The organism is Saccharothrix variisporea (genome assembly GCF_003634995.1).
In the GTDB taxonomy this organism is placed as follows: Bacteria; Actinomycetota; Actinomycetes; order Mycobacteriales; family Pseudonocardiaceae; genus Actinosynnema; species Actinosynnema variisporeum.
Genome location: NZ_RBXR01000001.1, coordinates 270,659 through 294,385 on the forward strand (window position 1 = coordinate 270,659; position 23,727 = coordinate 294,385).

Sequence of the window (23,727 nt, forward strand, 5' to 3'; positions counted from 1 at the left end):
TGATCGTTCCCCGACGGAGTTCGCGCCCATGAATCCCTGGTTCCAGCTCGGGGCCACCCTGTTCGTCGGTCTGCTGACCGCCGGCGGCGCGCTGCTGGGCGTGCGGCTCAACGGGCGGGTCGCGGACCGGGCCACCGAGCAGCGCGAGACGCAGGCCCGGCGCGAGGAGTGGTCCAAGCGGTTCCACCAGGTCCTGGCCTACGCGCTGGACGACGAGTCGCCCCGCAAGCAGGCCGCCGGGCTGGAGCTGCTGCGGGCGTTGGCCGAGTCGGAGCTGGCCGGTCCGGACGAGCTGCTGCTCATGCGCGCCCTGGCCGACCGGGTCCTGGGACCGGTGTTGCGCGAGGTCGAGCCGGGGGAGGAGTCGGCGTGAGGCTGACCGAGGCCCACATCGCGGCGGCCCGCCTGCGGCTGGCGGTCGACGCACGCCTGGGCACCCCCACCCCGGACGCCGTACGCCGCATCGCCGCGATGACCCCCGACGGCCCGGACGCCGACGTCGTGCGCCTCCCTTCGCGCGGTGAAGTCGCGTACCAGCCCAGGGTGGCGGTGGGCAGCGGCCGGGTGGTGGGGGTGGAGCTGCTGCCCGCGGGGCCGACCGCGCCGGAGGAGCTGATCGCGGTCGCGGCCCGGCAGGTGCGGCGGTGGCTGGACCGGGGGGTGCGGCTGCCGGTGCGGGTGTCGGTGCCCCTCAGCCTGGACGAGGGGTTCGCCGGCCGGGTCGCCGCGGTGCTGCGTCAGCACGACGTGCCGCCGGGTCTGCTGCTGCTCGGGTTCGACGAATCGCAGCTGGTGGACGGCGGGGAAGCGGTCGAGTCGGCGCTGGCCCGGCTGTCGGCGGTGGGCGTCGCGCTCGCGGTGGACGGCTTCGGCACGTGCTATTCCCCGATCTCGGCGCTGCGTCCCTTCCGGTTCGGCGAGGTCCGGATCGACACCTCGTTCGCCGCTGCCGAGGACGCGTCGAGCCTCGCCGTGCTCCGGGCGATGGTGGACCTCGGTCGTGGGCTGGAGGTGGCGGTCGCGACGGCGGAGGTCGACAGCGTCGAACTGCTCGACCGGCTGACCGAGCTGGGGATCGGGATCGTCCAGGGGGATGCCGTCGCGCCCGCCATGTCGGACACCGAACTCGACGAGTGGCTGACCGACCGCGCGGACGTGGCCACCAGTTAGGGCTTGTCCAGCACGAACGCGGTGTAGTGGCAGGCGCGGGCCCAGGCCAGGTGGGCTTCCAGGCTCTCCTCGACGCCCCGCCAGTCCGCCGGGGTCAGTTCGCGCAGGCCAGGCCACCGCAGGCGCAGTGCCCGCCGCCCGACCCGAGACCGCACGGCCGCCCGGACCACGCCCGCCAGGCTCATCGGCAGTTCCAGCACCGGACGGGTCCAGTCGTGCACGGCGGTCACGGTGAAGCCGACCTCCTCAGCGCGCACGGGGTAGCGGTCCCGGGGTTCGACCTCGTCGAAGCACCAGGCCGAGCGCACGAGCCCGTGCCGGTCGACCGCGGCGATGGTGGACGGGTCCGGGGAGCGCCAGGTGAAGTCGACCAGCACCAGCCGCCCGCCCGGCCGCAGCACCCGGAACGCCTCCGCCAGGAACGCCGCCCGACCGTCCGGGCCGAAGTGGAAGGCCGCCTCCAGGCAGTGCACCCGGTCGAACACGCCCAGCTCCGCCGGCAGCGCCGTCACGTCCGCGACCGTGAACTCCGCGCCCGGCCGCGAGCCGAACCGCCGCCGTGCCTCCGCGATCTGCTCGGGCTGCACGTCCACGCCGACCGCCGTGCACCCGCGCCGGCCGAGCACGGCGGTGGACAGGCCGCGCCCGCAGCACGCGTCGAGCACGCGATCACCGGGCTCGGCGTCGAGCAGGTCCAGCGACCGGCGCACCAGCTCCCGCTGGAACCACCCGAGTCCGCCCACGCCGTGGTGCAGCGTCGGGACGGTGTAGTAGCCGACGTTGACCAGGTCGCCCCAGCCGACGTGGCGCAGCAGGTGGAACAGGACGTTCGTGTCGCTGTAGGACTCCGCGATCCGCTCCCGGTCGGCCATCTCCGGATCGTGGCACGTCCGCTCGGCCCGGTCCACAGTGGATCAGAACTTGGCCACGTTCAGCAGCGGCTCGGGCTTCTTGTCCGGGTCGGTGGACGTGGTCCACTTGTCGGTGCCCGCCTTCACCAGCGCGGCCTGCACGTCCGCGGGCTTGGCCGTGGGGTTCTTGGCCTTGTGCAGCGCCGCCGCGCCGGCCACGTGCGGGCTGGCCATCGACGTGCCCGAGATCGTGTTGTACATCTGGCCCTTGGGCCACGTGGACAGGATGCACACGCCCGGCGCGATGATGTCGACGTCCGCGCCGTAGTTGGAGAAGTCGGCGAACGTGTCGTCCTCGTCCTTGCGGCACGTCGAGGCCGCGCCGCCGTCGGGCTTGCCGTTGAAGTCGGCCAGCGCGCTGACCGTGATGACCTCTTCGTAGGTCGCGGGCACGAAGTTGGTGGCCTCGACGGCGCTGTTGCCCGCGGCCACGACATAGGTGACGCCCGCCGCGACCGACCGGCAGATGGCCTCGTGCATGGCGTCGGTGTTGGTGCCGCACTTGCTGTCGGTGCCGGTGCCGCCCAGGCTCATGTTGGCGACCTCGATCTCCTTGGCGTGCGCGGTCACGTAGTCGATGCCGCAGATGACGTCGGACCAGCTGCCGCTGCCGCTGTTGCCCAGCACCCGGACCGGCCACACGCGCGCGCCGGGCGCGACACCGACGACGCCGGCGTCGTTGTCCAGCGCGCCGATCGTGCCGGCGACGTGGGTGCCGTGGCCGTTGCCGTCGTCCGCGTTCTGGCCGGTGGAGCAGTTCTTCGCGCCGGCGGTGTGCACGTTGAGGTCGGGGTGGTCGAGGTCGATGCCGGTGTCGATGACGGCGACGTCCACGTCGACCCGCTCGTCCTTGCCGTCGATCTTGGCGGTGGGGCTGAGGTCGGCGTCGATCCGGTCGATGCCGGTGGGCAGGGTCTGGGCCGTCGTGGTGACCTCGCCGTCGGGCTGCACCAGCTTCACCCGCGGGTCGCCCGCGATCCGGGCGGCGTCCGACGGCGTCATCTTCGCGGAGTAGCCGCGCACGCTGGACTCGTACACGTGCTCGGGCGGGACGCCCAGCTCGGCGGCCACGGAGGTCACCGGCGCGTTCTCGTCGAGCAGGACGATGTAGCCGGTGGCGGTTTCCGCGCCGGCGGGTGCGGCGGTGACCGCGGTGGCCAGGAGGACGGCGGCGAAGAGGGCTGGGCCCGGAAGGCGTCGCATGACTGCTCCTCTGGGGTCTTTCGTCAAGGGGACACGCTGCTCGCACCCGTTCAGCAGGGAGTTACCTCGGCCGAACGGGGGGTAAACGCTTCCGCCATTCGCGAACCCGAAAGGGTTGCGAGCCTCCCCAGGGCAGCAACGTCAGCCCTTCGCCGCCTTGTGCGGGCCTCCCGCGTCCCGTTGGGTGGGACGGGTCTCAAACACCCGTCCGAGGGGATGCGCCTACCCGCACCCCTCGCCCCTGCGAAAGGGCGGAGCTATGAGAACGGTTCGTCATGCCCTCGTCATCGCCGCCGCGGCCGTCACCACCGCCGCGCTGATCCCCTCCACCGCCACCGCCGCACCGGCGGACCCGACCGCGCTCGCCGCGTCCCTGGGCGTCGAGCGCACCGCCGGCGTGCACCTCGACGCCGGTCGCCCGGTCGTCAACGTCACCGACAACGCCGCCGCGGCGGCCGTGCGCGCGGTGGGCGGCCAGGCCCGCCTGGTCACCCGCAGCACCCGGCAGCTGGAGGACCTGCGCACCGCGCTCGACGCCGGCACCCCCGGCACGGCGTGGGCGCTGGACCCGGCCGCCAACCAGGTCGTGGTCACCGCCGACGCGTCGGTGCCCGCCGACCGGCTCGCCGGGCTGCGCTCGGCGGCCGACCGCAGCGGCGGAGCGGTCCGCGTGGACCGCGCCACCGGCACGTTCGCCCCGCTCATCTCCGGCGGCGACGCCATCTACGGCGGCGGCTACCGCTGCTCGCTGGGCTTCAACGTGCGCAGCGGCAGCACGTACTACTTCCTGACCGCGGGCCACTGCACCAACGCCGCGAGCGAGTGGTTCGCCGACTCCGCGCACAACACCAAGCTGGGCGACCGCACCGGGTCGAGCTTCCCCGGCAACGACTACGGCATCGTCCGCTACACCAACACCTCCGTCACCATCTCCGGCACGGTCGGCGGCACGGACATCACCTCGGCGGGCGACCCCGTCGTGGGCCAGTCCGTCACCCGGCGGGGCAGCACCACCGGCACCCACAGCGGCACGGTCACCGCGCTCAACGTGACCGTCCACTACTCCGGCGGCGGCACGGTCAAGGGCATGATCCAGACGACCGTGTGCGCCGAGCCGGGCGACAGCGGCGGCCCGCTGTACGACCGGGGCACCGCGCTGGGCCTGACCTCGGGCGGCAGCGGCGACTGCCGGCGCGGCGGCACGACGTTCTTCCAGCCCGTCACCGAGGCGCTGGCCAAGTACGGCGTGTCCGTGTTCTGACCCCTTCGCCCGGGTGTCCCCGCTCAGCGGCGGGGGCACCCGGTGCGCGGGTGTGTAGAGTGCTCGGTGCCGGCTTCGCCTCCGGCGGGAAGCCCCGGGTTCAGCAGCCAGCCCGCGCGCCCCGGGCGATCCGGGACCATTCACCCTGGGGTTGGCACATGCGCAGATCGGGAAGCGTGCGGGACGCGCGCGACTTGGGTCGTCACGACCATCTCTGCTGGTCCTACGACGAGACGCCCGACTTCCTGGCGCGGGTGCGCGAGTACCTCGCCGAAGGGCTCCAGTTGGGTCAGCGCGTCCGGTTCGCGGCCCTCGGCGCGTCCCCGGACGCCCTCGCCGGGTTGCCCGGCATCGACGCCGCCCTGGCCTCCGGCGCCGCCGAGGTAACACCTCTGAGTGACACCTACTCGGGTGATCCTGAGGACCAGGTGCGGGCGTACGCCGACGCCACCGAGAAGGCCCTGGCCGACGGGTACACCGGGCTGCGGGTCGCCGCCGAAGCCACACCGCTGGTGAGCACGCCCCCGCGGCTGACCGCCTTCCTGCGCTACGAGCACCTGGTCGACCGGTACATGGCGCGGCGGCCGTTCTCGGCGATGTGCGGCTACAACGCCACCGTCCTGGACGAGCACACCGTGACCCAGCTGGCCGGGGTGCACCCGTGCACCAACCTCCCGGTGCCGTTCCGGCTGCACGCCGCACCCGGCGGCGAGGTGGTCGAACTCGGCGGCGAGGTCGACGCGTCCGGCCACGACCTGCTGGCGTCCCTGCTGGAGCGCATCGACGTCGACGGCGACCTGGTCGTGCACGCGCCGGACCTGGCGTTCATCGACCACCGCGGCCTGCTGCTGCTGGCCGACGCCGCCGGGCGCCACGCCGGGTCGCTGGTGCTGCGCACGCGTGCCGCCGGGGCCGCGCGACTGGTCGAGCTCCTCGACATCCCCGACGTCCGGGTGGAGGAGATCCCGTGAACGCCTTCGTCCACCCCGCCCTGTTCTACCGGACCGACCGGGACTACCTCGCGGCGCTCGTGCGCTTCGCGGCCGAGGGCCTGGACGCCGGGCACCCGGTGGCGATGGCCGTGCCGGGCCGCCGCCTGGACCTCGTCCGCGCCGGCCTGGGCGCCCTGGCCCGGCACGTGACCCTGCTGGACATGGCCGTCGAGGGCCGCAACCCGGGCCGCATCATCGCCCGCGTCCTGCGCCGCTTCGCCGACCGCCACCCGGACCGGCACGTGCGGATCGTCGGCGAGCCGATCTGGGCCGGGCGCAGCGCCGAGGAGTACCCGGCGTGCGCGCAGCACGAGGCGCTGATCAACCTCGCGTTCGACGGGCGGGACGTGACGATCCTGTGCCCGTACGACGTGTCGAGCCTGTCCCCGCAGGCGGTCTCGGACGCCCTGGTGACCCACCCGGTGGTGTGGGAGGGGACGGAGTCGTACGCGAGCGACGCCTACGACGTGCCGGGCCTGCTGTCCCGCTACAACGAGCCGCTGCCCGCTCCGGAGGGGCACGCCGTGTTCGAGGTGGCGGGCACCGCGGACCTGGCGGCGGCCCGTCGCTTCGCGGTGGCGCACGCCGGTGGTCTGGACCGGGTCGCGGACCTGGAGCTGATCGTGACCGAGTTGGCCACCAACAGCTTGCGGCACACCGGCGGACCGTGCCGGGTCGGGGTGTGGCGGGCCGACGGGCACCTGGTGTGCGAGGTGCGCGACGGCGGCACGCTGACCGATCCGCTGGCCGGGCGGCGACCTCCGGGGCGGGGGCAGTTGTCGGGGCGGGGGCTGCTGATGGTGAACGACTTGGCCGACTTGGTGCGGGTGCACACGACGGCCGCGGGGACGACCATCCGCGCCCTGCTGCGCCTGCCCTGACCGGAGCCGGGATCCTCTTGCGGGGTCTGCCGGTGCGCGCGGGTCGGCGGCCGGGTTCGGCGCGGTTCGAGCGGGTTCCGGGCGGGCTTTGCCGTGGCGCGGGTCGGTTGCGGGCGTCTGCCGGGTGCGCGGCGGCTGGGTTCGGCGTGGTTCGGGCGGGCTTTGCCGTGGCGCGGGCCGGTTGCGGGCGTCTGTCGGGTGTGCGTGGGTCGCCGGGCGCGGGGTCGTGCGGGCGCTGGGACGTTCGGGGTGGCGGAGTTCGGCGGGATTGGCCTCCGGCCCCCGGTTCCATTGTCCCACGGGGGTATGACATCGTGGCCGCAGCGCCCCCTGGGGCTCATTCTCCTCGCCGGGTACGACAAACGTCCGAACGGCTGCGGGGAGCGAGCGGGGTCCATTGTGGATCTCGGTGGGCGCGCGTGTCTCGATTGGCGTCCCGGGAGGCGGGTCGGTCCATTCGGGACCCGGAAACGAGAGATGGATTACTCCGTGTCTTCCCGCCGGGGCAGGCCCCGCTGGGTGAGGATGTGCATGTGAACCGAGCTCGGAAAATCGCCGCGGCTTGGTCGGAGCTCGCGACCGACCAGTTGGCGGAGCAGGTGCGGCTGATGGTGAAGGCGCGGGATGCTTCCGCGCGGGCCGTCTGGGGAGCCGTGGCCGAGGACCAGGTGTTGGTGGCGCGGGTGCGAGGTGCGCTGTCCGCCCTCAAGGCCGAGTTCCGCGGGCACCGGGACGAGGTGATGTGGCTGCTGTGGATCAACCAGGCCCAGCAGCACCTCGTGGCGGCGCCGGTGAGCGCGGCCGTCGAGGTGCCGGTGGAGGAGGACGTGCCCGCCGCGTTCGACGTGCCCGCCGCGTTCGAGGTGCCGGCCCAGGAGCCGGCGGCCGAGACCACAGCGACCACCGCCACCACCGACAGCACCGAGGCCCGGGTGGTCCGGGACGTCCCCGTCATGGTGTTCCAGGAACCGCTGTCCGGCTGAGGAACCGGGTGCGCGCGAGGCGCACCCGGTCCCACCACCTCACCTCACCGCGCCCGCCACTGCTGGTTCCACCCGTTGTGGCAGTCCCACTGGAGCACCCGCGCCCCCACGGCGGCGTCGTGGACCCAGATGTCCAGGCACTTGCCGCTGGCCGCGTTGCGGTACCGGTGGATCGGCCAGCCCCACTTGTCGCTCGCGACCCGCTCCTCGAACCACACCTGGTTGGCGTCGCCCCACGGGTCGGCCTCGCAGATCTGCTGCACGACGGGCGCCCCGTTGCGGCCGATGTCGGCGCTCTGCAACCCCAGGCACAGACCCGAGTGCGCCACCCGCAGCTTCCGCGCGCTCGCACCGTGACCGCTGGTGTACGCGGCGGTGAACTGCTGGTTCGTGCCGCCGTGGAACGTCCACATCTGGGCACCGGTCCCGGGACGGGTGTCCCACCCGGGGATGTCGGCGACGTGCCCGCGCGTCGGGTTGCTCAGGTAGCTGCCGTACCGCCACTCCTGGTTGCGACCGCCGTGGCAGTCCCAGATGCCCAGCTTGGCGCCGTGCGCCGCCATGCCGCCGGGGATCTCCAGGCACCGGCCGCTGCCCTTGTTGCGCAGCCGGAACGTCACGCCGCCCGCGCCGTCGGACGCCGACTGCTCGGGCTGCCACAGTTGCGCGTCGCCGCCGTAGCAGCCCCACTGCCACACCGGCGTGCCGTTGTTCCAGTTGCCCCACTGCACGTCCAGGCAGCGGCGGCTGTGCGCGGCCACGACCATCACGTACGGCGTGCCCGCCACCTTCTTGACCTGCCAGTACTGGTTGAGGTCACCGTGGAACGGCCACGTCTGGACGCGTGCCTGGTCGGTGGTGGACGCGGCCTCCACGTCCACCGCCATCCCCGTCTGCGGGTTGCTCAGGTACGCCCACGTCTCGTCGTTGACGAACACCGGCAGCGCCCACCCGGGCGCGGTCGTGCCCAGCAACGCCCCGGCCACCACCGCGACCAGCAGCGCCAGCCGCCTCACTGCTCTCCACATGGCTGTCGACTCCTTCCCGCGGGCGGGTCGCCCGCACCCCCTACGTGGGGCGGCGGGAGGAGTTCTCCCCGGATCCGGCCGAGGAGTTCACGCGGCCAGGTGCGTGACCACCTCGGCCTCCTCCGGCACCGGCTCCAGCAGCGGGTCCAGGTCGGCCAGCAGGCGTTCCGCGTCCCGCAACGAGGACGCGATGTCGGCCCGCCGGGCGGCCAGGCGGTCGGCCTCGGCGCGGGCGGCGGTGACGATCCGGTCGGCCTGTTCCCGCGCCTCGCGGACCAGCCGTTCGGCGTGGGCGCGAGCCGCGGCGCGCTGGTCGGCCACCTCGCGCAGGGCCTCGGCGCGGCGGGCGGCCATGGCGACCTCGAAGTCGGCCTCCACCTGCGCGCGCAGCCGCTGCGCCTGGGCGTCGAGGTCGCGGCGGCGCTGTTCGGCCTCCCGGGTCATCGCGTCCACCTGCGCGCGGGTGCGGCGCAGCAGGTCGCGGTGCTCGGTCTCCATCTCGTGCCGGCGGGCGTCGAGGTCGGCCACGAGGCGTTCGTGCCGCTCCCGCAGGCGCTCGGTGGCGCGGCGGGTGGTCTCCCAGCTCTGGTCGGCCGCCGCGCGCGCCCGCGAGGTCACCTCGTCGGCCTCGGCGTGCGCGAGCTCCAGCATCCGCCGCAGGCGCTCCGACAGCGCGTCGGGCTCGACGGGCGTGCGGCACACCCGGTCGTACCGCTCCTTCAACTCGCGGATCTCCGCGCGGGCGCGTTCGAGTTCGCGCGCGAGGTCGTCGGCGCGCGCCACGGCCGCGTCGCGGTCCACCGCGAGCAGCCGGAGGTCCGCCTCCACCGCCGCCACGTAGTGCCGCACCTGGCGGCGGTCGAACCCGCGCCACGCCGCGTCGAAGTCCGTGCGCAGGGGGACGAGTTCCTCGCGGCCGTCGTTCACCTTGGTCCACCACCCTTTCGACGATCTTGCCTCGACACCGGGGAATACGAACACCTTCGCAGCTCGGTTCCGGGTGTCGCGTCACACCGCCCGGGTGGCCGTACGCGATAGTGCAACCGTGCGGGTCGTCTTCCAGGACACGGTGTGGGTCCACTACGGGCAGTTGTCGGTCGAGAGCGACGTCGAGATCGGCGGTGAGATGGGGGAGTGCTTCGGCGGGCAGCGCAACGGCCTGCTGGGCGCGGCGGTGCCGGGCGCGCTGTTCCTGATGACCGGGCTGCACACCGGCGAAGTCGGCTTCACGGTGGAACTCCACGACACCGAGCCGCCGCTGGGCCAGGAGTGGGAGGACGTCGTGGAGGCGTCGTTCCGGCCGGCCGGTGAGGCGGCGCTGGTGGGCTGGGCGGGTGAGTGGTCCGAGGACCTCGACCTGGCGGAGACCGACTACCGGGTCCGGTACTGCGGGCTGGGCATGGACCGCGAGAACGCGGGCGAGCCGGAGGACCCCGAGCTGGAGCGCTACCTCCTCCAGTTCTGGCCCGCGCCGCCCGCACCCGACGCCGTGGTGCGGAAGACCAGCGCCCAAGCCGACTACTGGCACGAGTACGCCCGCAAGCAACCCCCGCCGCGGTAGGAGGAGCAACGCGCCGGGCCGGCCGTCAAGCGTCGAAGACGATCCGGCCGTCCACGATCGTCGTCGCCACCCCGACGTGCGGGAGGTCGGCCGGCGCGACGTCGAGGGGGTTGGTTTCCAGGACGCACAGGTCGGCCGCCTTGCCGACCTCCAGCGTGCCCTTCCAGTCCTCGGCCCCGTCCTGGTGGGCGGGCAGGACCGTGTGGGCGCGGAGCAGGCGGCGCATCAGGACCCGGCTGGCGGGCAGGCCCAGCCACCGTGCGGCGGCGGCGATCGAGTGGCGCCAGTCCGGGGTGAGCACGGGTGCGTCGGAACTCAGGCACACCCGCACCCCGCGTTCGAACGCCTCCCGCAGGGGCCACGCCGTGCGCAGCACGTCCTCGCCGAGGGCGGCGGCCAGCCACGGGGCCGTGGTGACGGCGATGCAGGGCTGGGCGTTCAGGCCGATGCCCAGGTCGGGCAGGCGGTCCAGCACGGGTGGCGGGACGAGGTCGCCGTGGATCAGGTAGTGGCGACCGGCCGGGCCGTGCTCGGCGATCGCGTCGGCCAGTGCGTCCACCACGACCTCGATGGTGCGGTCGCCGGTGGCGTGCACGCCGATCTGGTGGCCGGCGCGGTGCGCGAGGGCGATCATGGCGCGGAGGTTGGCCTCGCGGTCGGGGTCGTGGTCGCCGTCGACCAGGAGGCGGCCGGAGGTGCCGTCGGGGTAGCAGTGGTGGGTCCAGGCCGAGCGCATGGGCGGGATGCCGTCGGCGAAGATCTTCACCCCGGTGACGTTCAGCCAGCGGGGGACGGCTTGCGGCGGGGCGGTGGTGAGGCCCTTCGCGAAGGCGTCCGGGGAACTGGGGCCGTCGAGTTCGCCGAACAGGCGCAGCACGGTGACCCGGGCGCGTAGGAGGCCCTCGGCGGCGAGGGCGGCGTACTCGTCGAGGACCGCGCTGCCGAAGCAGCCGGTGGGGCCGTCGTCCTCGCCGGGGCCCAAGCCCGGTTCGGTGTAGCTGGTGATGCCCAGGCGGGCGGCGATGTCGCCGGCGTGCAGGATCGCCTTGCGCCGGCCCTCGGCGTCGGCGACCAGCGGGCCGGCGCTGTCGGTGACCGAGGGCTCGGCGTGCCCGACAGGCGCGGACCCGAGGAGGGTGCGTGGCCAGAGCGCGCCCAGCCAGGCGCCGTGCAGGTGGGAGTCGTTGATGCCGGGCAGGGCGGTCCGGCCGCGCAGGTCGACCACCCGGGTGTCGGGGCCGATGAAGGCCTCGGCGTCGCCGACCGCGACCACGCGGCCGCCGGCGACGGCCAGGGAGTCGGCCTCGCGGTCGCGGGCGTCGAAGGTGAGCACCGTGCCGCCGGTGAGGACGAGGTCGGCGGGTCGGGGTGTCGGCACGATGTCCTCCGTCAACGGATGTAGATGAAAGCGGCTCCATCTTGCTTGCTGTGGCGCAAGGGATCAAGGTTTTAGTCTATGTGTGTAGACTAACCGAACCTTGTGGCGCGGGAAGGGGCTGATCGTGGTGCAACAGCGGGTGCTGGGTCCGGGTGGTCCGCGGGTGCCGGTCTTCGGGCTCGGCTCGTGGAACACGTGGGACCGCATGGAGTTCGACGACGCCGTCACGCTGCTGCGGCACGCGGTGGACGCCGGCGCGACCCTGTTCGACGTCGCCCACTACAACATGGGGCCGCACGCCGAGCAGGCGCGCACCGACATCATCTTCGGCGAGGCCGTGCGCGCCGCCGGGATCGGGCGCGACGAGTACCACCTGTGCGGGAAGCTGTGGCTGTGGGAGTACCCGGCGACCGGGTTCGCGGGGCAGTTGACGACCTCGCTGGACCGGGTCGGCGTCGAGCGGTTCGACAGCGTGGTGGTCGGGGACTACCTGTCGCCGCCGGACGTCCGGGCCATCGTCACCGACGTCAACGAGCAGATCCGGGCGGGCCGTTTCGCGGTGTGGGGCGTCAACAACTGGGTGGCCCGCGACCTGGAGGCCGCGCTGGCGTTCGCGGCGGAGGAGGGACTGGTGCCGCCGACGTTCGCGCAGCTCAAGTACAGCGTCGCCCGGCGGTCGATGGCCGAGGGCGTGCACTACGGGCGGTGGTTCTCGGCGGGAACGCTGGCGTTGCAGGCCTCGGACGTGCTGGAGGGCGGCATCCTGGCGGGGCGCAGGTTCCCCGAGCGCAAGATCGGCGCGGACCCCGGCGGCATCCGGGACGCCATCCGGGCGGCGGCGGACGAGGTGGCCCTGGTCGCCGCGCGCTTCGACGCCACGCCGGCGCAGGCGGCGATCGCGTTCTGCCTGACCAACCCGGCGGTGGCGAACGTGCTGTTCGGCGTCAGCAGGCTCGCCCAGCTGCGGGAGAACCTGGCCGCGCTGCGGCTGGCCGTCGACCACGGCGCGGAGCTGCGGGCCGCCCTCGATCCACTGTGGACGGACCGGGCGGTGGCCGCCGACGGCTCCTGGTGAGGCTCAGGGGCGGACCAGGCGCTCGAAGAACGAGTCCAGGTGCGCCTTCTGCAGCTTGCGGGTGGAGAAGCGGGGGCCGACCAGGCTCATCACGTTCGCGCCCGCGCTGAGCAGCACGATCTCGTCCACCAGCTGCTCGTCCGGGGTGGCCGTGCGGATGTCGCCGTCCGCGCGGCCCTGCCGGATGTGCTCGCGCAGCGCGGCGCGCCAGGTCCGCAGGTGCTCGGCGTAGCGGTCGTGCAGCCGCTGGTTGCCCAGCGACATGTCCCAGAACGCCAGCAGCACCCGGCCCGCCGTGATCCGCTTGGCGTCCAGCGGCATCGCGCCGTAGCACAGCACGCGCAACGCCTCCAGGCCCTTGCGGTCGGCCGTGGCGGCGGCGATCTGGGCGTGCACCGTCGACAGCGCGCGGTCGAAGGTGGCCTCCACCAGGGCGTCCTTGCCGGGGAAGTAGCGCTTGAGCGCGCCGTTGGCGAACCCGGCGGCGGCGGCGATCTCCCGCATGGTCGCCGCCTCGAACCCGCCCCGGACGATGAGGTCCCAGGTGACGTCGACGATGTGCTCACGCCGCTCGTCGTGGTCGATGACCTTGGGCATGCCGCTCCTCACCGTGGTGCGTCTACGTACGTAGTGTATCGGCCGGGTTGCCCGCGTCGGCGTCGCCGTCGATAGTGATCGCCGTGAACCTCGCCGACCTGTACCGCGACCTCCACCAGCACCCCGAACTGGCCTTCGCCGAGACCCGCACGGCGTCGGTGGCCGCCCGCGAACTGCGTGCCGCCGGCTTCGAGACCACCGAGGGCGTCGGCCGGACGGGCGTGGTCGGCGTGCTGCGCAACGGCGACGGCCCCACCGTCTTGCTGCGCGCGGACATGGACGCCCTGCCGGTCGAGGAGAAGACCGGCCTGCCCTACGCCAGCACCGCCGTGGTGGACGGGACACCGGTCGCACACGCGTGCGGCCACGACGTGCACGTGACGTGCCTGGTCGGGGCGGCGCGACGGCTCGCCGCGGAGACCGACGGGTGGCGCGGCACGGTGCTCGCGGTGTTCCAGCCCGCCGAGGAGGTCGGCGGCGGCGCGGAGACGATGGTCGAGGACGGCCTGTTCGACCGGTTCGGCAAGCCCGACGTGGTGCTCGGCCAGCACGTGGCCCCGATCCCGGCCGGGTTCCTCGGGGTGCGGCCGGGTCCGGCGTTCGCGGCGTCCGACACCGTCCGGGTGGTCCTGCACGGCCGGGGCGGGCACGGGTCGCGACCCGAGGCGGCGGTGGACCCGGTGGTCATGGCGGCGGCGACCGTGCTGCGGCTGCAGACCGTGGTGTCGCGGGAGATCGCCGGCGGCGACACGTGCGTGGTGACCGTGGGCGCGGTGCGCGCGGGCACGGTCGCCAACATCATCCCCGACGACGCCGAACTCCTGCTCAGCGTGCGCAGCTACGACCCGGTCGTGCGGGCGCGGGCGCTCAACGCCATCGAACGCATCGTGCGAGCGGAGGCGGCGGCGTCCAACGCGCCCCGCGACCCCGAGGTGACCGTGGTGACCAGCTACCCGGCGGCGGTCAACGACGCGGAGGCCGCCGACCGGGCGCGGGTGGCGCTGTCGGCGGTCGTCGGGGCCGAGCGCGTGGTGGACCCGGGTCCGGTGACCGGCAGCGAGGACGTGGGGGTGTTCGCGACGGCGGCGGGCGTGCCGTTGGTGTACTGGCTGCTCGGCGGGGCCGACCCGGCTGCCTTCGCGGCGGCCACGACGTTCGACGAGCTGCGGCACGTGGCGGCCACCGTCCCGGCCAACCACTCGCCGTTGTTCGCCCCGGTCATCAGCCCGACGCTGGACATCGGTGTCGAGGCCTTGGTGGCGGCGGCGAAGGCGTGGCTGGCGACCTGAGCCCCGGGTCGCGTGCGTGGCGCGGCGGGCGCACCGTAGAGGCACCTGCCGCACCCCTTGAGCGAGGCCCCGCCATGCGCGCACTGCACATCCCCGCCGCCGGAGAGCCCGCGAGACTGGGCCACCTGCCCAAACCCCACGTCACCCCCGGAACCGTGCTCGTCCGCGTCCACGCGGCAAGCCTGAACGGCATCGACAACGGCACCACCACCGGCACGCTGGCGCGTTTCGTCCCCCACGAGTACCCGGTCGTGATCGGCCGCGACGGCGCCGGCGTGGTCGAGTCCGTGGGCGCGGGCGTCGACCACGTGCGACCGGGCGACGAGGTCTTCGGCCACATCCAAGTCGTGCCGCCGATCCACCACGGGACGTTGGCCGAACACGCCCTGTTCCCGGCGGTCGGGGTCGTCGGAAAACCCGCCGCCCTGGACTTCGCCGAGGCTGCGGCGTTGCCGTTGGCCGGGACGGCGGCGCTGGAGGCCGTGGAGCACATCGCCGCCGAGCCGGGACGGACCGTCCTGGTCAACGGGGCGTCGGGCGGGGTGGGCTCGTTCGTCCTGCAACTGCTGGCGTCCCGGGGCGCGACCGTGCTCGCCACCGGCGCCGCCGACGACACCGGCCGGTTGACCGGGTTGGGCGCACGGGAGGTCGTGGACCGGGCGCACGTGCTGGAGACGGTGCGGGCGACCCACCCGGACGGCGTGGACGCGCTGATCAACTTGAGCGGTCACACGGTTGGCGAGACGCCGTTGGCGGCGGTGCGCAGGGGCGGGGTGGTCGCCACGACGACCGGTGCACCGGACCGCGACGCGGCATCGGAGGTGGGCGTGACGCACCACATGGTCGTGGCCGAGCCGTCGCGGGACGTGCTGGCGCGCTTGGCGGAGATGGCGGTGACGGGCGCGCTGAAGGTGGACATCGGTGCGGTCCTGCCGCTGGAACGGGCGTGGGAGGGTCTGGAGGTCCTCGCGTCGGGGCGGTCACGGGGAAAGATCGTGATCACCCTGGACTGACCACCATTGCGAACTGACCCCTTCCCGCCCGTAGGTGCCACATTCGAAGGGCGGATGCTTTTGCGCCGCAGGCGCGAGCCCGTGCTGCAGAGCCCACGGGAAGGGCCTCGGTTTCTTTCCCCCGTACGGCCTGGGCGCAGCCCAACCACACTTGGTTCGTTTCCGCAACCAGCTTTTCCGGTTGCGGAAACGGGCCAAGTGTGGTTGCCTCCGGCAGGTCGTACGGGGGAAAGAAACCGACGCCCTTCCCACCCCCGGGGGCCTGCCCAGCGGCGAGCGTCCGCTTTTTCTTTTGATCTTGAGAGCGCGCCAGCGCGTTCATCTCGAGAGCGCGGAGCGCGTCCCGCTCGAAATCTTGAAAAGCGAAAAGAAAAAGCGAAAAGCGCCTCGCCGGCGGGCAGGCCGCCAAGGATGGACGGAAGGACAAGGGCGGGGGCTTTTCCGTCATCCCCGTATGGCCTGGTGGAACCTACCACAGATTTCCCGGGTGCCGCTAAAATTTTTTGCTCGTTCCTCACAAAAAATTTCGGCTGCACCCGGGAAATCTGTGGTAGCCCTTCGGGCAGGCCATACGGGGATGACGGAAAAGCCCAGAGAGAGGTCTGCTGCGCTAGCTCACACGAGCGCCCTGCGGGCGCAAAAGCGACGCCCTGCGGGCGGAAAGCGGGCGGGGGTGGGCGCAGGGCTGGCGGGCGGGCGCAAAGCGGGCTGGCGGGCGCGGGCTGGCGGGCGCGGGCTGGCGGGCGCGGGCTGGCGGGCGCGGGCTGGCGGGCGCGGGCTGGCGGGGTGGGTGCAGGGCTGGATGGGCGAGCGCGGGGTGGGTGGGTGCAAAGCGGGCGGGCGCGGGGTGGGTGACGTGGGTGGTGGGTGGGTCAGTCGTCGGGTTGGAGGCAGACGTGGTCGCCTACCTTGTCCTCCGTGGCTGCGGCCAGGATCGCGTCCAGCAGGTTCGGGAAGCGGGTGTCCAGGTCCGCTCTTCTCAGGCGCAGGTAGCAGCGGGTGCCCTCGACCCGGTTGTGGACTACGCCGGCTGACCTGAGGGTGCGCAGGTGGTGGCTCAAGGTCGACTTCGCGACCGGGGCGCAGAAGGACCCGAAGTTGCGTTCCTCGCCGTCCGCCAGCAGGCGGACCAAGCCCAGGCGCAAGGGGTCGCTCAGGGCCGCCATGACGTCGGGCAGGTGGAGTTGCTCCACGGTCGGGTCGGTGTCCTTGTGGCGCACGCCATCGATTCTAACTTGTTCGATGGTTTGCGAACATCGAACAAGGGGCGCTAGGTTGTCGTTCGATCTTTACCGAACATCGAACAACGAGGTGGGGCATGGAACTCAAGGGGCAGGTCGCGCTGGTCACGGGGAGCACCGCGGGGATCGGGCGGGAGGCGGCGCGGGTTCTCGCTGCTGCCGGGGCCGAGGTGGTTGTGACCGGGCGCAGTGCCGAGCGGGCGGCTGAAGTGGTGCGGGAGATCGAAGGGGACGGGGGTGTCGCTCGGTTCGTGGTGGCGGACATGGCCGACCTGGGGGACGTGCGGCGGCTTGCCGAGGAGGCGGGGGAGGTGGACATCCTCGTCAACAACGCCGGGATCTACCCGTTCGCGCCCACGGCCGAGCAGTCCGTGGAGACCTTCGAGCTGCTGTTCGACGTGAACGTCCGGGCGTTGTTCTTCCTGACCGCCGCCCTCGCGCCGAAGATGGTGGCCAAGGGGTCGGGCAGCATCGTCAACGTCTCGTCCACGGCCGCCGCGGTCGGGTTCCCGGGTGCCGCCGCCTACAGCGCCACCAAGGCCGCGATCGAGTCGTTGACCCGGACCTGGGCGATGGAGTTCGAGGGCGTCCGCGTCAACACCGTCTCGCCGGGGGCCGTGGCGACCGACACCGTCCTGGCGAACAACCCCGACGCGGCCGAGCAGATCGGGAAGAGCACGCCGCTGGGTCGGGTCGGCCAGGCGCGGGAGATCGCCGAGGCGGTGCTGTTCCTGGCGTCGCCGCGGTCGAGCTACGTCAACGGCGCGAACCTGCTGGTGGACGGCGGGCGCGCGATCATCTAGGGGCGGATCTCGCCCGAACCCCGGCGGACGAGGGTGGCGGGGACGACGGCGTGCACGGGCGGGGACGTGTCGCCCTCGATGCGGGCGAACACCAGTTCCGCGGCCTTGCGGCCCAAGGCGGGGACGTCCTGGCGCACGACGGTCACGGCCGGTTGCAGCATGTCGGCCAGGGGGAAGTCGTCGAACCCGATCAGGGCCACCCGCTGGTGCAGGTCACGGGCGCGCAGCACGCGCATGGCGCCCACGGTGACCAGGTTCTGCGCGGTGAACAGGGCGGTCGGGCGGGGATCGCGGGCGAGCAGCTCCGCGGTCGCCCGCTCGGCCGCGTCCGGGCCCTTGAGGTCGGTGCGGACCAGGTCCTCGCGCAGCTTGAGCCCGGCGTGGGCGAGGCCCTCCAGGTAGCCGGTGTAGCGCTCCTGGCTGGTCCACAGGGTCTGCCGGTCACCCAGGAACGCGATGTGCCGGTGGCCCAGCTCCGCGAGGTGGAGCACGGCCTCCCGCGAGCTGTCCCGGTTGGTCGTGGTGACGCTGTCGGTCCCGCCGAACGTCGGCGGCCGGTCCACCAGCACCATCGGCGTCCCGCGCTCGCGCTCCTGCTGCAACGCGTCCTGGTGCCCGCCCACGGCCATCACGACCATGCCGTCCACGCGGCGGGTCGCCAGCGATTCCAGCAGCTCCCGTTGCAGGTGCGGCTCGTCCTCGCTGCTGCCCGCCAGCACCAGCACGCCGTTCTGCCGCGCCCGGTCCTCCACCGCGCGCAGCAGCGCCGAGTCGAACGGGTTGGACAGGTCCTCGAACAGCACCCCGATGGTGGCGCTGCGCTTGTCGGACCGGCGCAGGCTGCTCGCGGTCAGGTTCGGCCGGTAGCCCAGCGACCGGGCCGCCGCGCGCACCCGTTCCGCGACCTCGGGGCCCGCGCCGGGCAGCCCGTTGACCACCCGCGACACGGTCTTGACGCTGACCCTGGCCAACGCGGCGACGTCCCGCATCGTCGGCTCGCGGCGCTCATCCATGCTGCTCCACCCCGGGGTAACGCTTGCGTAACGGCAACTTGTCGTGACTTCGGCCACGAAGCTAGCGTCAACGATGACTCAAGGGAAGCCCCGATCTCGTAACCAGTCCACATTTGCCCTGGTCAGTTCCCACGGCTGGTTACGTCAACGTTGACGTAGGAGGAGACATGGCGCGTTCGACCGCCAAGCGCGCGGCGCTGGCCTCGGCGGCTCTGCTGGCGCTGGTCGCGTGCGGGGACGGTGGCGGGTCCGCCGGCGGGGGCGGCACCCTCGTCGGGCTGGTCACCAAGACCGACACCAACCCGTTCTTCGTGAAGATGAAGGAGGGCGCGCAGCAGGCGGCCGGCTCGACCGGCGCGACCGTGCAGTCCTTCGCGGGCAAGCAGGACGGCGACAACCAGTCCCAGGTGGACGCGATCGAGAACCTGATCGGCGCGGGCGCCAAGGGCATCCTCATCACGCCCAACGACTCCAAGGCGATCGTGCCCTCGGTGGACAAGGCGCGGCAGGCGGGTCTGCTGGTCATCGCCCTGGACACCCAGCTGGAGCCGGGGAACGCCGCCGACGCCACCTTCGCCACCGACAACTACCAGGCGGGCAAGCTGATCGGGCAGTGGGCCAAGGCGAAGTTCGCCAAGGAGGGCAAGCAGGCCAAGATCGCCCTGCTCGACCTCAACCCCAACCAGGTCTCCGTGGACGTCCAGCGCGACCAGGGCTTCCTGGAGGGCTTCGGCGTGGACGTCAAGGACAAGAAGAAGATCGGCGACGAGTCCGACCCGCGCATCGTCGGCCACGACGTCACCGACGGCGACCCGTCCGGCGGCCGGACCGCGATGGAGAACCTGCTCCAGAAGGACCCGGGCATCAACCTGGTCTACACGATCAACGAGCCCGCGGCGGCCGGCGCGTACGAGGCGTTGAAGGCGGCGGGCAAGGAGAAGGACGTCACCATCGTCTCGGTGGACGGCGGCTGCCCCGGCGTGCAGAACGTCAAGGCCGGGATCATCGGCGCGACCGCCCAGCAGTACCCGCTGAAGATGGCGCAACTGGGCGTCGAGGCCATCGCGAAGTTCGCCAAGGACGGCACCAAGCCGCAGAACACCGCCGGCAAGGACTTCGTCGACACCGGCGTCACCCTGATCACCGACCAGGCGGCCGAGGGCGTGGAGTCGAAGGACTCCGCGTGGGGCCTGCAGAACTGCTGGGGCTGAGGCGCATGTCCACCACCCTGTCCAAACCCGACCCCGTGAGCGCGCCGGAGACCCACCGGTCCCCGCTGGTCCGCCTCCAGCACCTGCTGCACGCCCAGGCCACCATCGGCCCGGCCGTGGTGCTGCTGGTCGCGGTGGTCGTGTTCGCCCTGCTGTCCGAGCGCTTCCTGACCCCGGGCAACATCTCCCTGATCCTGCAACAGGTCGCCGTCGTCGGGACGCTCGCGGTCGGCCAGACGATCGTCATCCTCACCGCCGGCATCGACCTGTCCTGCGGCGCGATCATGGTGCTGACCTCGATCGTGATGGCCAAGGTCGCCGCCGACACCGGCCTGCCGGGCGTGCCCGCGCTGCTGCTGGGCTTCCTGGTCGGCACGCTGTGCGGGCTGCTCAACGGCCTGCTGGTGACCCGGCTCAAGCTGCCGCCGTTCATCGTCACCCTCGGCACGCTCAACGTGTTCTTCGCGCTGAACCTCTGGTACTCCTCCAGCGCCACCATCCGCGGCACGGACATGCCGAAGCTGCTGCTGTGGACCGGCCAGACGTTCACCGTGGGCGGCACCCGCATCACCTACGGCTCGATCATGATGGTGCTGCTGGTCGCCGCGATGGCCTTCGCGTTGAAGAACACCGCGTGGGGCCGGCACGTCTACGCCACCGGCGACGACGCCGAAGCCGCCCGCCTGTCCGGCATCCGCACCGGCCGGGTCCTGCTCAGCGTCTACGCCACCGCCGGCCTGATGTACGCGCTGGCCGCGTGGATCCTCATCGGCCGCATCGCCTCCGCCAGCCCGCAGGCCGGTCAGCTGGACAACCTCGACTCCATCACCGCGGTCGTCATCGGCGGCACCTCGCTGTTCGGCGGGCGCGGCGCGATCGTCGGCTCGCTGCTGGGCGCGCTGATCGTCGGCGTGTTCCGCAACGGCCTCGCCCTGGCCGGCGTGGACGTGCTGTGGCAGACGATGGCCGTGGGCGTGCTGATCATCGTCGCCGTCTCGCTGGACCAGTGGATCCGGAAGGTGAAGGCATGACCACACCGGTGTTGGAGGCCCGCGGCCTGGTCAAGCGCTACGGCCGGGTCACCGCGCTGGCCGGCGCGGACCTGGAGCTGCTGCCCGGCGAGATCCTGGCGGTGATCGGCGACAACGGCGCGGGCAAGTCGAGCCTGATCAAGGCGCTGTCCGGGGCGCTGGTCCCGGACGAGGGCGAGATCCTGGTGGACGGGCAACCGGTGTCGTTCACCAACCCGATCGACGCCCGGCGGGCGGGGATCGAGACCGTGCACCAGTCGCTGGCGGTGTCGCCGTCGCTGGACATCGCCGCGAACCTGTTCCTGGGCCGCGAACGCCGGCGCAAGGGCGTGCTCGGCTCGGTGTTCCGGATGCTCGACCGGTCCGGGATGCGCGAGGAGGCCCGCCGCCAGCTCGACGCGCTGGGCATCATGACCATCCAGAACCCCGGCCAGGCCGTCGAGACCCTGTCCGGCGGGCAGCGCCAGGCCGTGGCCGTGGCGCGGGCGGCGGCGTTCGGCAGCCGGGTGGTGATCATGGACGAGCCGACGGCGGCACTGGGCGTCCGGGAGTCCCGCGCGGTGCTCGACCTGGTGCTCCAGGTTCGCGACCGGGGGCTGCCGGTGATCCTGATCAGCCACAACATGCCCCACGTGTTCGAGGTGGCCGACCGCATCCACATCCAGCGACTCGGCCGCCGCAAGGCCGTGGTGGACCCGAAGTCCGTGTCCATGTCCGACGCGGTCGCGATCATGACGGGTGCCATGGAGCCGCCCGAGACTATCGCCTGAACGGGTGAACATGTTCGGCCAAAGGTAATACGGCGAGTGGGGGTGGCGAGGACCGGGGTGACGGCAGGAGGTCCTCGCCATGTCCACCAGCATCCAAGCCCGCGACGGGACCGACCCGGACACCGCGAAGAAGGCCGCCGAAGCGAAGAAGGCGGAAGCCGACGCCCGAGCCGCGGAGACCGCCGCCGACCGGGCCGCGGAGGAACTGGTCCAGTGGCGGGAGAAGAACCGGCGGGACCAGTGGGCCGCGCTCGTCCCCGACCTGTCCAAGGTCCAGCTCGGCACCACCTCGGTGGCCGGTGACCATGCCGTTCGGGGCAGCGCGCTCGCCCTGCGGGCGGTGGAGGACGCCGCCGGCGAGGTCGTGGGGGTTGTCGAGCGCCTCCAGCCCACGGGGGCCGTGCTGATCACCGACGACGTGGACCTGGCCGGTGGGGAGGCCTCGCGCCGGTCGGTGCTCTCCGGTCTGGAGCACCTGACGCGGACCGCCGAGCGGTTGCTGGCCCCCGCGCAGCCCAGAGCAGAGGAGTCGCCCGCCGCACTCGCGCTCGGGTCGGTCGTGGCGCAGGCCGTGCCCGCCCTGATGAGTCTCGCCTCGCCCAAGCGGTCCCTGACCACGTCCGCCGCGCCCGTCGACGACCTGGCGTGCGCCGCGACCGTGATCGGCAAGCTGGTGGCCGCGAAGGTCCGGGTGCTGCACGACGCCTTCCGGATGCCGGCCGCGACCCGCCTGGAACAGGCGCTCACCGACCTGACCGCCAAGCGGGACGGCATCGCCGAGCGCGCCGACCAGCTCGGCGACGACCCGGCGGCCGGTCGGCTGCGGTCGTTCGTCGCCTCGGTGGACGCCTTCACCGCCGCGATCGCGGCCGTTCCGGAGCACGCCACCCGCTCGCCGTGGGCCGACGCGTGCCTGCGGGAGGCGTTGCACGACAACTCGGTGGAGTACGTGGTGCTGGTGAAGGGCGTGGCCGGCTCGACCACCCAGCTGGTCAACGACCGGCCCTTCGGTCGCGACGACGTATCGGTGACCGCCGACGTGAGCATCACGTACCTGGTGCTGCGCCTCGCCGACAACCGCCTCGTGGCGGCCGGCGCGGCGGCCGGCACCGCCACGATGACCGGCAAGATCGGCAGACGACTGCGGGTGACGCCATGACCGACGCCAGGAACTACCTCCACCTGCTGGGCCAGGGCCGCGGTGCGGCGCGGCTGGAGTCCGCCGGGGCCGCGCCCGGCACCCCGCCGCCCAAGCCGGAGCTGCTGGACAAGCTGAGGGCCGAGATCGCCTGGGTGGAGAAGAAGACCGGGGTCCAGGCCGACGAGGACGCCAAGCGCGCCCTGCTGGACAACGCGAACGAGGCTGTCAGCAGGCTCTACGGCGACGGCGCCGACGCGTCCCTGGGCGGGCCGGAGCTGTCCGGGCTGGAGGCGGTGGTGCGGGCGGACGGGTCGCGGCCCGTGGTGTTCGTGGAGGACGACTTCGTGGACCTCCAGACCCCGTCGCTGGGGCTGTTCGCCGCGTCCCTGTCGCGCGTGTCGGACGCGGTGCGGGACGTGTGCCGGTCGGTCGGCCGGGTGGACGACCCGTCGCCCGAGGCCACGCTGGGCTACCAGGGCACCGCGTGGGTCGTCGGCGACGGCCTGGTGGCGACGAACTTCCACGTGCTGCAGGCGATCGCGCCCGGCGGCGTGCGCGCGGACGGCCGGTTCCAGGGGCGGCTCAAGACCGGTGTGTCCGTCCACTTCGGACACGAGGTGGGCGGTCCGCTGCCCGAGCGGCGGTTCCCGATCCGCCGGGTCGTCGCGGTCGGGCGCGAGGGCGGCGCGGGCACCCGGCACCCCGACTTCCCGGACCTGAACTTCGGCGGCCTGGACCTCGCGATCCTGGAGCTGGAACCCGTGCCCGGCAGGCCCTTCCCCGCCCCGGTGCGGGTGGCGCGCGGCGACGACCCGGTCAGCCGCGGCGGCCTGGCCACCCGCGGGCGCGGGACCTACCTGGTCGGCTACCCCGGCGGCTCGACCTCGCCGGACCTGTTCGCGAAGATCTTCGCGGGCGTGCGCAGCTTCAAGCGGCTCGCGCCGGGCGCGATCATGGCCGGTCCGGGCGAGGTGGACCACGACCCGAAGGGCTGGATCCTCACCCACGACACCAGCACGCTGGGCGGCAACTCCGGGTCGGCGCTGGTCGACCTGGACGGCGACGGCCGGTCGGTGCTGGGCCTGCACTTCGCGGGCAACCACCTGCGGGAGAACTGGGCGCACGCGGCCGAGCGGATCACCGCCGACCTGGACGCGGCGCTGGGGGTGTAGCGC

General features: G+C 72.9%; 24 protein-coding genes. 16 read left to right on the top strand and 8 right to left on the bottom strand.

Features of this window, described 5'->3' with window-relative positions; translation table 11 throughout:
• Positions 1–28: 28 nt before the first annotated feature.
• Both DFJ66_RS01065 and DFJ66_RS01070 read left to right on the top strand, forming a co-directional pair.
• Complete coding sequence (locus DFJ66_RS01065) at positions 29–373, top strand: hypothetical protein (RefSeq protein ID WP_121217063.1); 345 nt, start codon at positions 29–31, stop codon at positions 371–373.
• A complete protein-coding gene (locus DFJ66_RS01070) occupies positions 370–1,170 on the top strand; it encodes an EAL domain-containing protein (RefSeq protein ID WP_121217065.1) in 801 nt (266 codons plus the stop codon). Before DFJ66_RS01065 ends, DFJ66_RS01070 begins: the two co-directional genes overlap by 4 nt.
• On the opposite strand, the gene DFJ66_RS01075 is transcribed toward DFJ66_RS01070, so the two are convergent.
• Positions 1,167–2,042, bottom strand: a complete 876-nt coding sequence (locus DFJ66_RS01075) for a class I SAM-dependent methyltransferase (protein ID WP_211350916.1) — start codon at positions 2,040–2,042, stop codon at positions 1,167–1,169. The genes DFJ66_RS01070 and DFJ66_RS01075 overlap by 4 nt on opposite strands.
• A 42-nt stretch (positions 2,043–2,084) precedes the next feature.
• The gene (locus tag DFJ66_RS01080; RefSeq protein ID WP_121217067.1) at positions 2,085–3,284 is read right to left on the bottom strand and encodes a S8 family peptidase; all 1,200 of its coding nucleotides are present in this window, start codon (positions 3,282–3,284) and stop codon (positions 2,085–2,087) included.
• 259 nt (positions 3,285–3,543) lie between these two features.
• Between DFJ66_RS01080 and DFJ66_RS01085 the strand changes: the two genes are divergently transcribed.
• From DFJ66_RS01085 to DFJ66_RS01100, 4 genes are all read left to right on the top strand, one after another.
• Positions 3,544–4,545 carry a S1 family peptidase gene (locus tag DFJ66_RS01085; protein WP_121217069.1) on the top strand — a complete coding sequence of 334 codons (1,002 nt, stop codon included), beginning with the start codon at positions 3,544–3,546 and terminating at the stop codon, positions 4,543–4,545.
• Positions 4,546–4,703: 158 nt separating this feature from the next.
• The gene (locus DFJ66_RS01090) at positions 4,704–5,516 is read left to right on the top strand and encodes an MEDS domain-containing protein (RefSeq protein ID WP_121217071.1); all 813 of its coding nucleotides are present in this window, start codon (positions 4,704–4,706) and stop codon (positions 5,514–5,516) included.
• Positions 5,513–6,418 (top strand): anti-sigma factor RsbA family regulatory protein, encoded by a 906-nt coding sequence (locus DFJ66_RS01095; protein ID WP_121217073.1) that lies wholly within the window; start codon positions 5,513–5,515, stop codon positions 6,416–6,418. Before DFJ66_RS01090 ends, DFJ66_RS01095 begins: the two co-directional genes overlap by 4 nt.
• A gap of 533 nt (positions 6,419–6,951) precedes the next feature.
• Positions 6,952–7,401, top strand: a complete 450-nt coding sequence (locus DFJ66_RS01100; RefSeq protein WP_121217075.1) for a hypothetical protein — start codon at positions 6,952–6,954, stop codon at positions 7,399–7,401.
• A 44-nt stretch (positions 7,402–7,445) separates the two neighbouring features.
• On the opposite strand, the gene DFJ66_RS01105 is transcribed toward DFJ66_RS01100, so the two are convergent.
• Together DFJ66_RS01105 and DFJ66_RS01110 are read right to left on the bottom strand one after the other, a co-directional pair.
• Positions 7,446–8,429, bottom strand: a complete 984-nt coding sequence (locus DFJ66_RS01105) for an RICIN domain-containing protein (RefSeq protein WP_121217077.1) — start codon at positions 8,427–8,429, stop codon at positions 7,446–7,448.
• An 87-nt stretch (positions 8,430–8,516) separates the two neighbouring features.
• The gene (locus DFJ66_RS01110; RefSeq protein WP_121217079.1) at positions 8,517–9,356 is read right to left on the bottom strand and encodes a coiled-coil domain-containing protein; all 840 of its coding nucleotides are present in this window, start codon (positions 9,354–9,356) and stop codon (positions 8,517–8,519) included.
• Between the two features lie 118 nt (positions 9,357–9,474).
• Here DFJ66_RS01110 and DFJ66_RS01115 point away from each other — a divergent pair, with 118 nt between their 5' ends.
• The gene (locus DFJ66_RS01115; protein ID WP_211350918.1) at positions 9,475–9,990 is read left to right on the top strand and encodes a hypothetical protein; all 516 of its coding nucleotides are present in this window, start codon (positions 9,475–9,477) and stop codon (positions 9,988–9,990) included.
• Positions 9,991–10,015: 25 nt separating this feature from the next.
• Here the strand turns inward: DFJ66_RS01115 and DFJ66_RS01120 are convergent, their stop codons facing one another.
• Entirely contained in the window at positions 10,016–11,368 is a 1,353-nt protein-coding gene (locus tag DFJ66_RS01120) for an amidohydrolase (RefSeq protein ID WP_121230470.1), read from the bottom strand.
• 127 nt (positions 11,369–11,495) lie between these two features.
• Here DFJ66_RS01120 and DFJ66_RS01125 point away from each other — a divergent pair, with 127 nt between their 5' ends.
• Positions 11,496–12,443 carry an aldo/keto reductase gene (locus DFJ66_RS01125; protein ID WP_425471108.1) on the top strand — a complete coding sequence of 316 codons (948 nt, stop codon included), beginning with the start codon at positions 11,496–11,498 and terminating at the stop codon, positions 12,441–12,443.
• Between the two features lie 3 nt (positions 12,444–12,446).
• Here DFJ66_RS01125 and DFJ66_RS01130 read toward each other — a convergent pair whose 3' ends face one another.
• A complete protein-coding gene (locus tag DFJ66_RS01130) occupies positions 12,447–13,040 on the bottom strand; it encodes a TetR/AcrR family transcriptional regulator (protein ID WP_121217081.1) in 594 nt (197 codons plus the stop codon).
• Positions 13,041–13,123: 83 nt separating this feature from the next.
• Between DFJ66_RS01130 and DFJ66_RS01135 the strand changes: the two genes are divergently transcribed.
• Together DFJ66_RS01135 and DFJ66_RS01140 are read left to right on the top strand one after the other, a co-directional pair.
• Entirely contained in the window at positions 13,124–14,329 is a 1,206-nt protein-coding gene (locus tag DFJ66_RS01135) for an amidohydrolase (RefSeq protein ID WP_121230474.1), read from the top strand.
• Between the two features lie 74 nt (positions 14,330–14,403).
• On the top strand, positions 14,404–15,342 hold the full coding sequence (locus DFJ66_RS01140) for an NADP-dependent oxidoreductase (RefSeq protein ID WP_121217083.1): 939 nt from the start codon (positions 14,404–14,406) through the stop codon (positions 15,340–15,342).
• 872 nt (positions 15,343–16,214) lie between these two features.
• On the opposite strand, the gene DFJ66_RS01145 is transcribed toward DFJ66_RS01140, so the two are convergent.
• Complete coding sequence (locus DFJ66_RS01145; protein ID WP_246029507.1) at positions 16,215–16,562, bottom strand: ArsR/SmtB family transcription factor; 348 nt, start codon at positions 16,560–16,562, stop codon at positions 16,215–16,217.
• A 98-nt stretch (positions 16,563–16,660) separates the two neighbouring features.
• Between DFJ66_RS01145 and DFJ66_RS01150 the strand changes: the two genes are divergently transcribed.
• Positions 16,661–17,386, top strand: a complete 726-nt coding sequence (locus tag DFJ66_RS01150; RefSeq protein ID WP_121217085.1) for an SDR family NAD(P)-dependent oxidoreductase — start codon at positions 16,661–16,663, stop codon at positions 17,384–17,386.
• Here DFJ66_RS01150 and DFJ66_RS01155 read toward each other — a convergent pair.
• Entirely contained in the window at positions 17,383–18,399 is a 1,017-nt protein-coding gene (locus DFJ66_RS01155) for a LacI family DNA-binding transcriptional regulator (RefSeq protein WP_121217087.1), read from the bottom strand. The two genes, DFJ66_RS01150 and DFJ66_RS01155, sit on opposite strands and share 4 nt — an antisense overlap.
• A gap of 167 nt (positions 18,400–18,566) precedes the next feature.
• Between DFJ66_RS01155 and DFJ66_RS01160 the strand changes: the two genes are divergently transcribed.
• The 5 genes from DFJ66_RS01160 to DFJ66_RS01180 all read left to right on the top strand — a co-directional run bounded on the left by DFJ66_RS01160 (position 18,567) and on the right by DFJ66_RS01180 (position 23,724).
• The gene (locus tag DFJ66_RS01160; RefSeq protein WP_121217089.1) at positions 18,567–19,610 is read left to right on the top strand and encodes a sugar ABC transporter substrate-binding protein; all 1,044 of its coding nucleotides are present in this window, start codon (positions 18,567–18,569) and stop codon (positions 19,608–19,610) included.
• Entirely contained in the window at positions 19,583–20,641 is a 1,059-nt protein-coding gene (locus DFJ66_RS01165; RefSeq protein WP_246029508.1) for an ABC transporter permease, read from the top strand. The genes DFJ66_RS01160 and DFJ66_RS01165 overlap by 28 nt, the downstream gene beginning before the upstream one ends.
• On the top strand, positions 20,638–21,411 hold the full coding sequence (locus tag DFJ66_RS01170) for an ATP-binding cassette domain-containing protein (protein ID WP_121217093.1): 774 nt from the start codon (positions 20,638–20,640) through the stop codon (positions 21,409–21,411). Before DFJ66_RS01165 ends, DFJ66_RS01170 begins: the two co-directional genes overlap by 4 nt.
• 79 nt (positions 21,412–21,490) lie before the next feature.
• Positions 21,491–22,570, top strand: coding sequence for a hypothetical protein (locus DFJ66_RS01175; protein ID WP_121217095.1), 1,080 nt, complete (start codon positions 21,491–21,493; stop codon positions 22,568–22,570).
• Positions 22,567–23,724: a trypsin-like serine peptidase gene (locus DFJ66_RS01180; RefSeq protein WP_121217097.1), complete on the top strand. Its 1,158-nt coding sequence runs from the start codon at positions 22,567–22,569 to the stop codon at positions 23,722–23,724. The genes DFJ66_RS01175 and DFJ66_RS01180 overlap by 4 nt, the downstream gene beginning before the upstream one ends.
• The last annotated feature ends 3 nt before the right edge of the window (positions 23,725–23,727 follow it).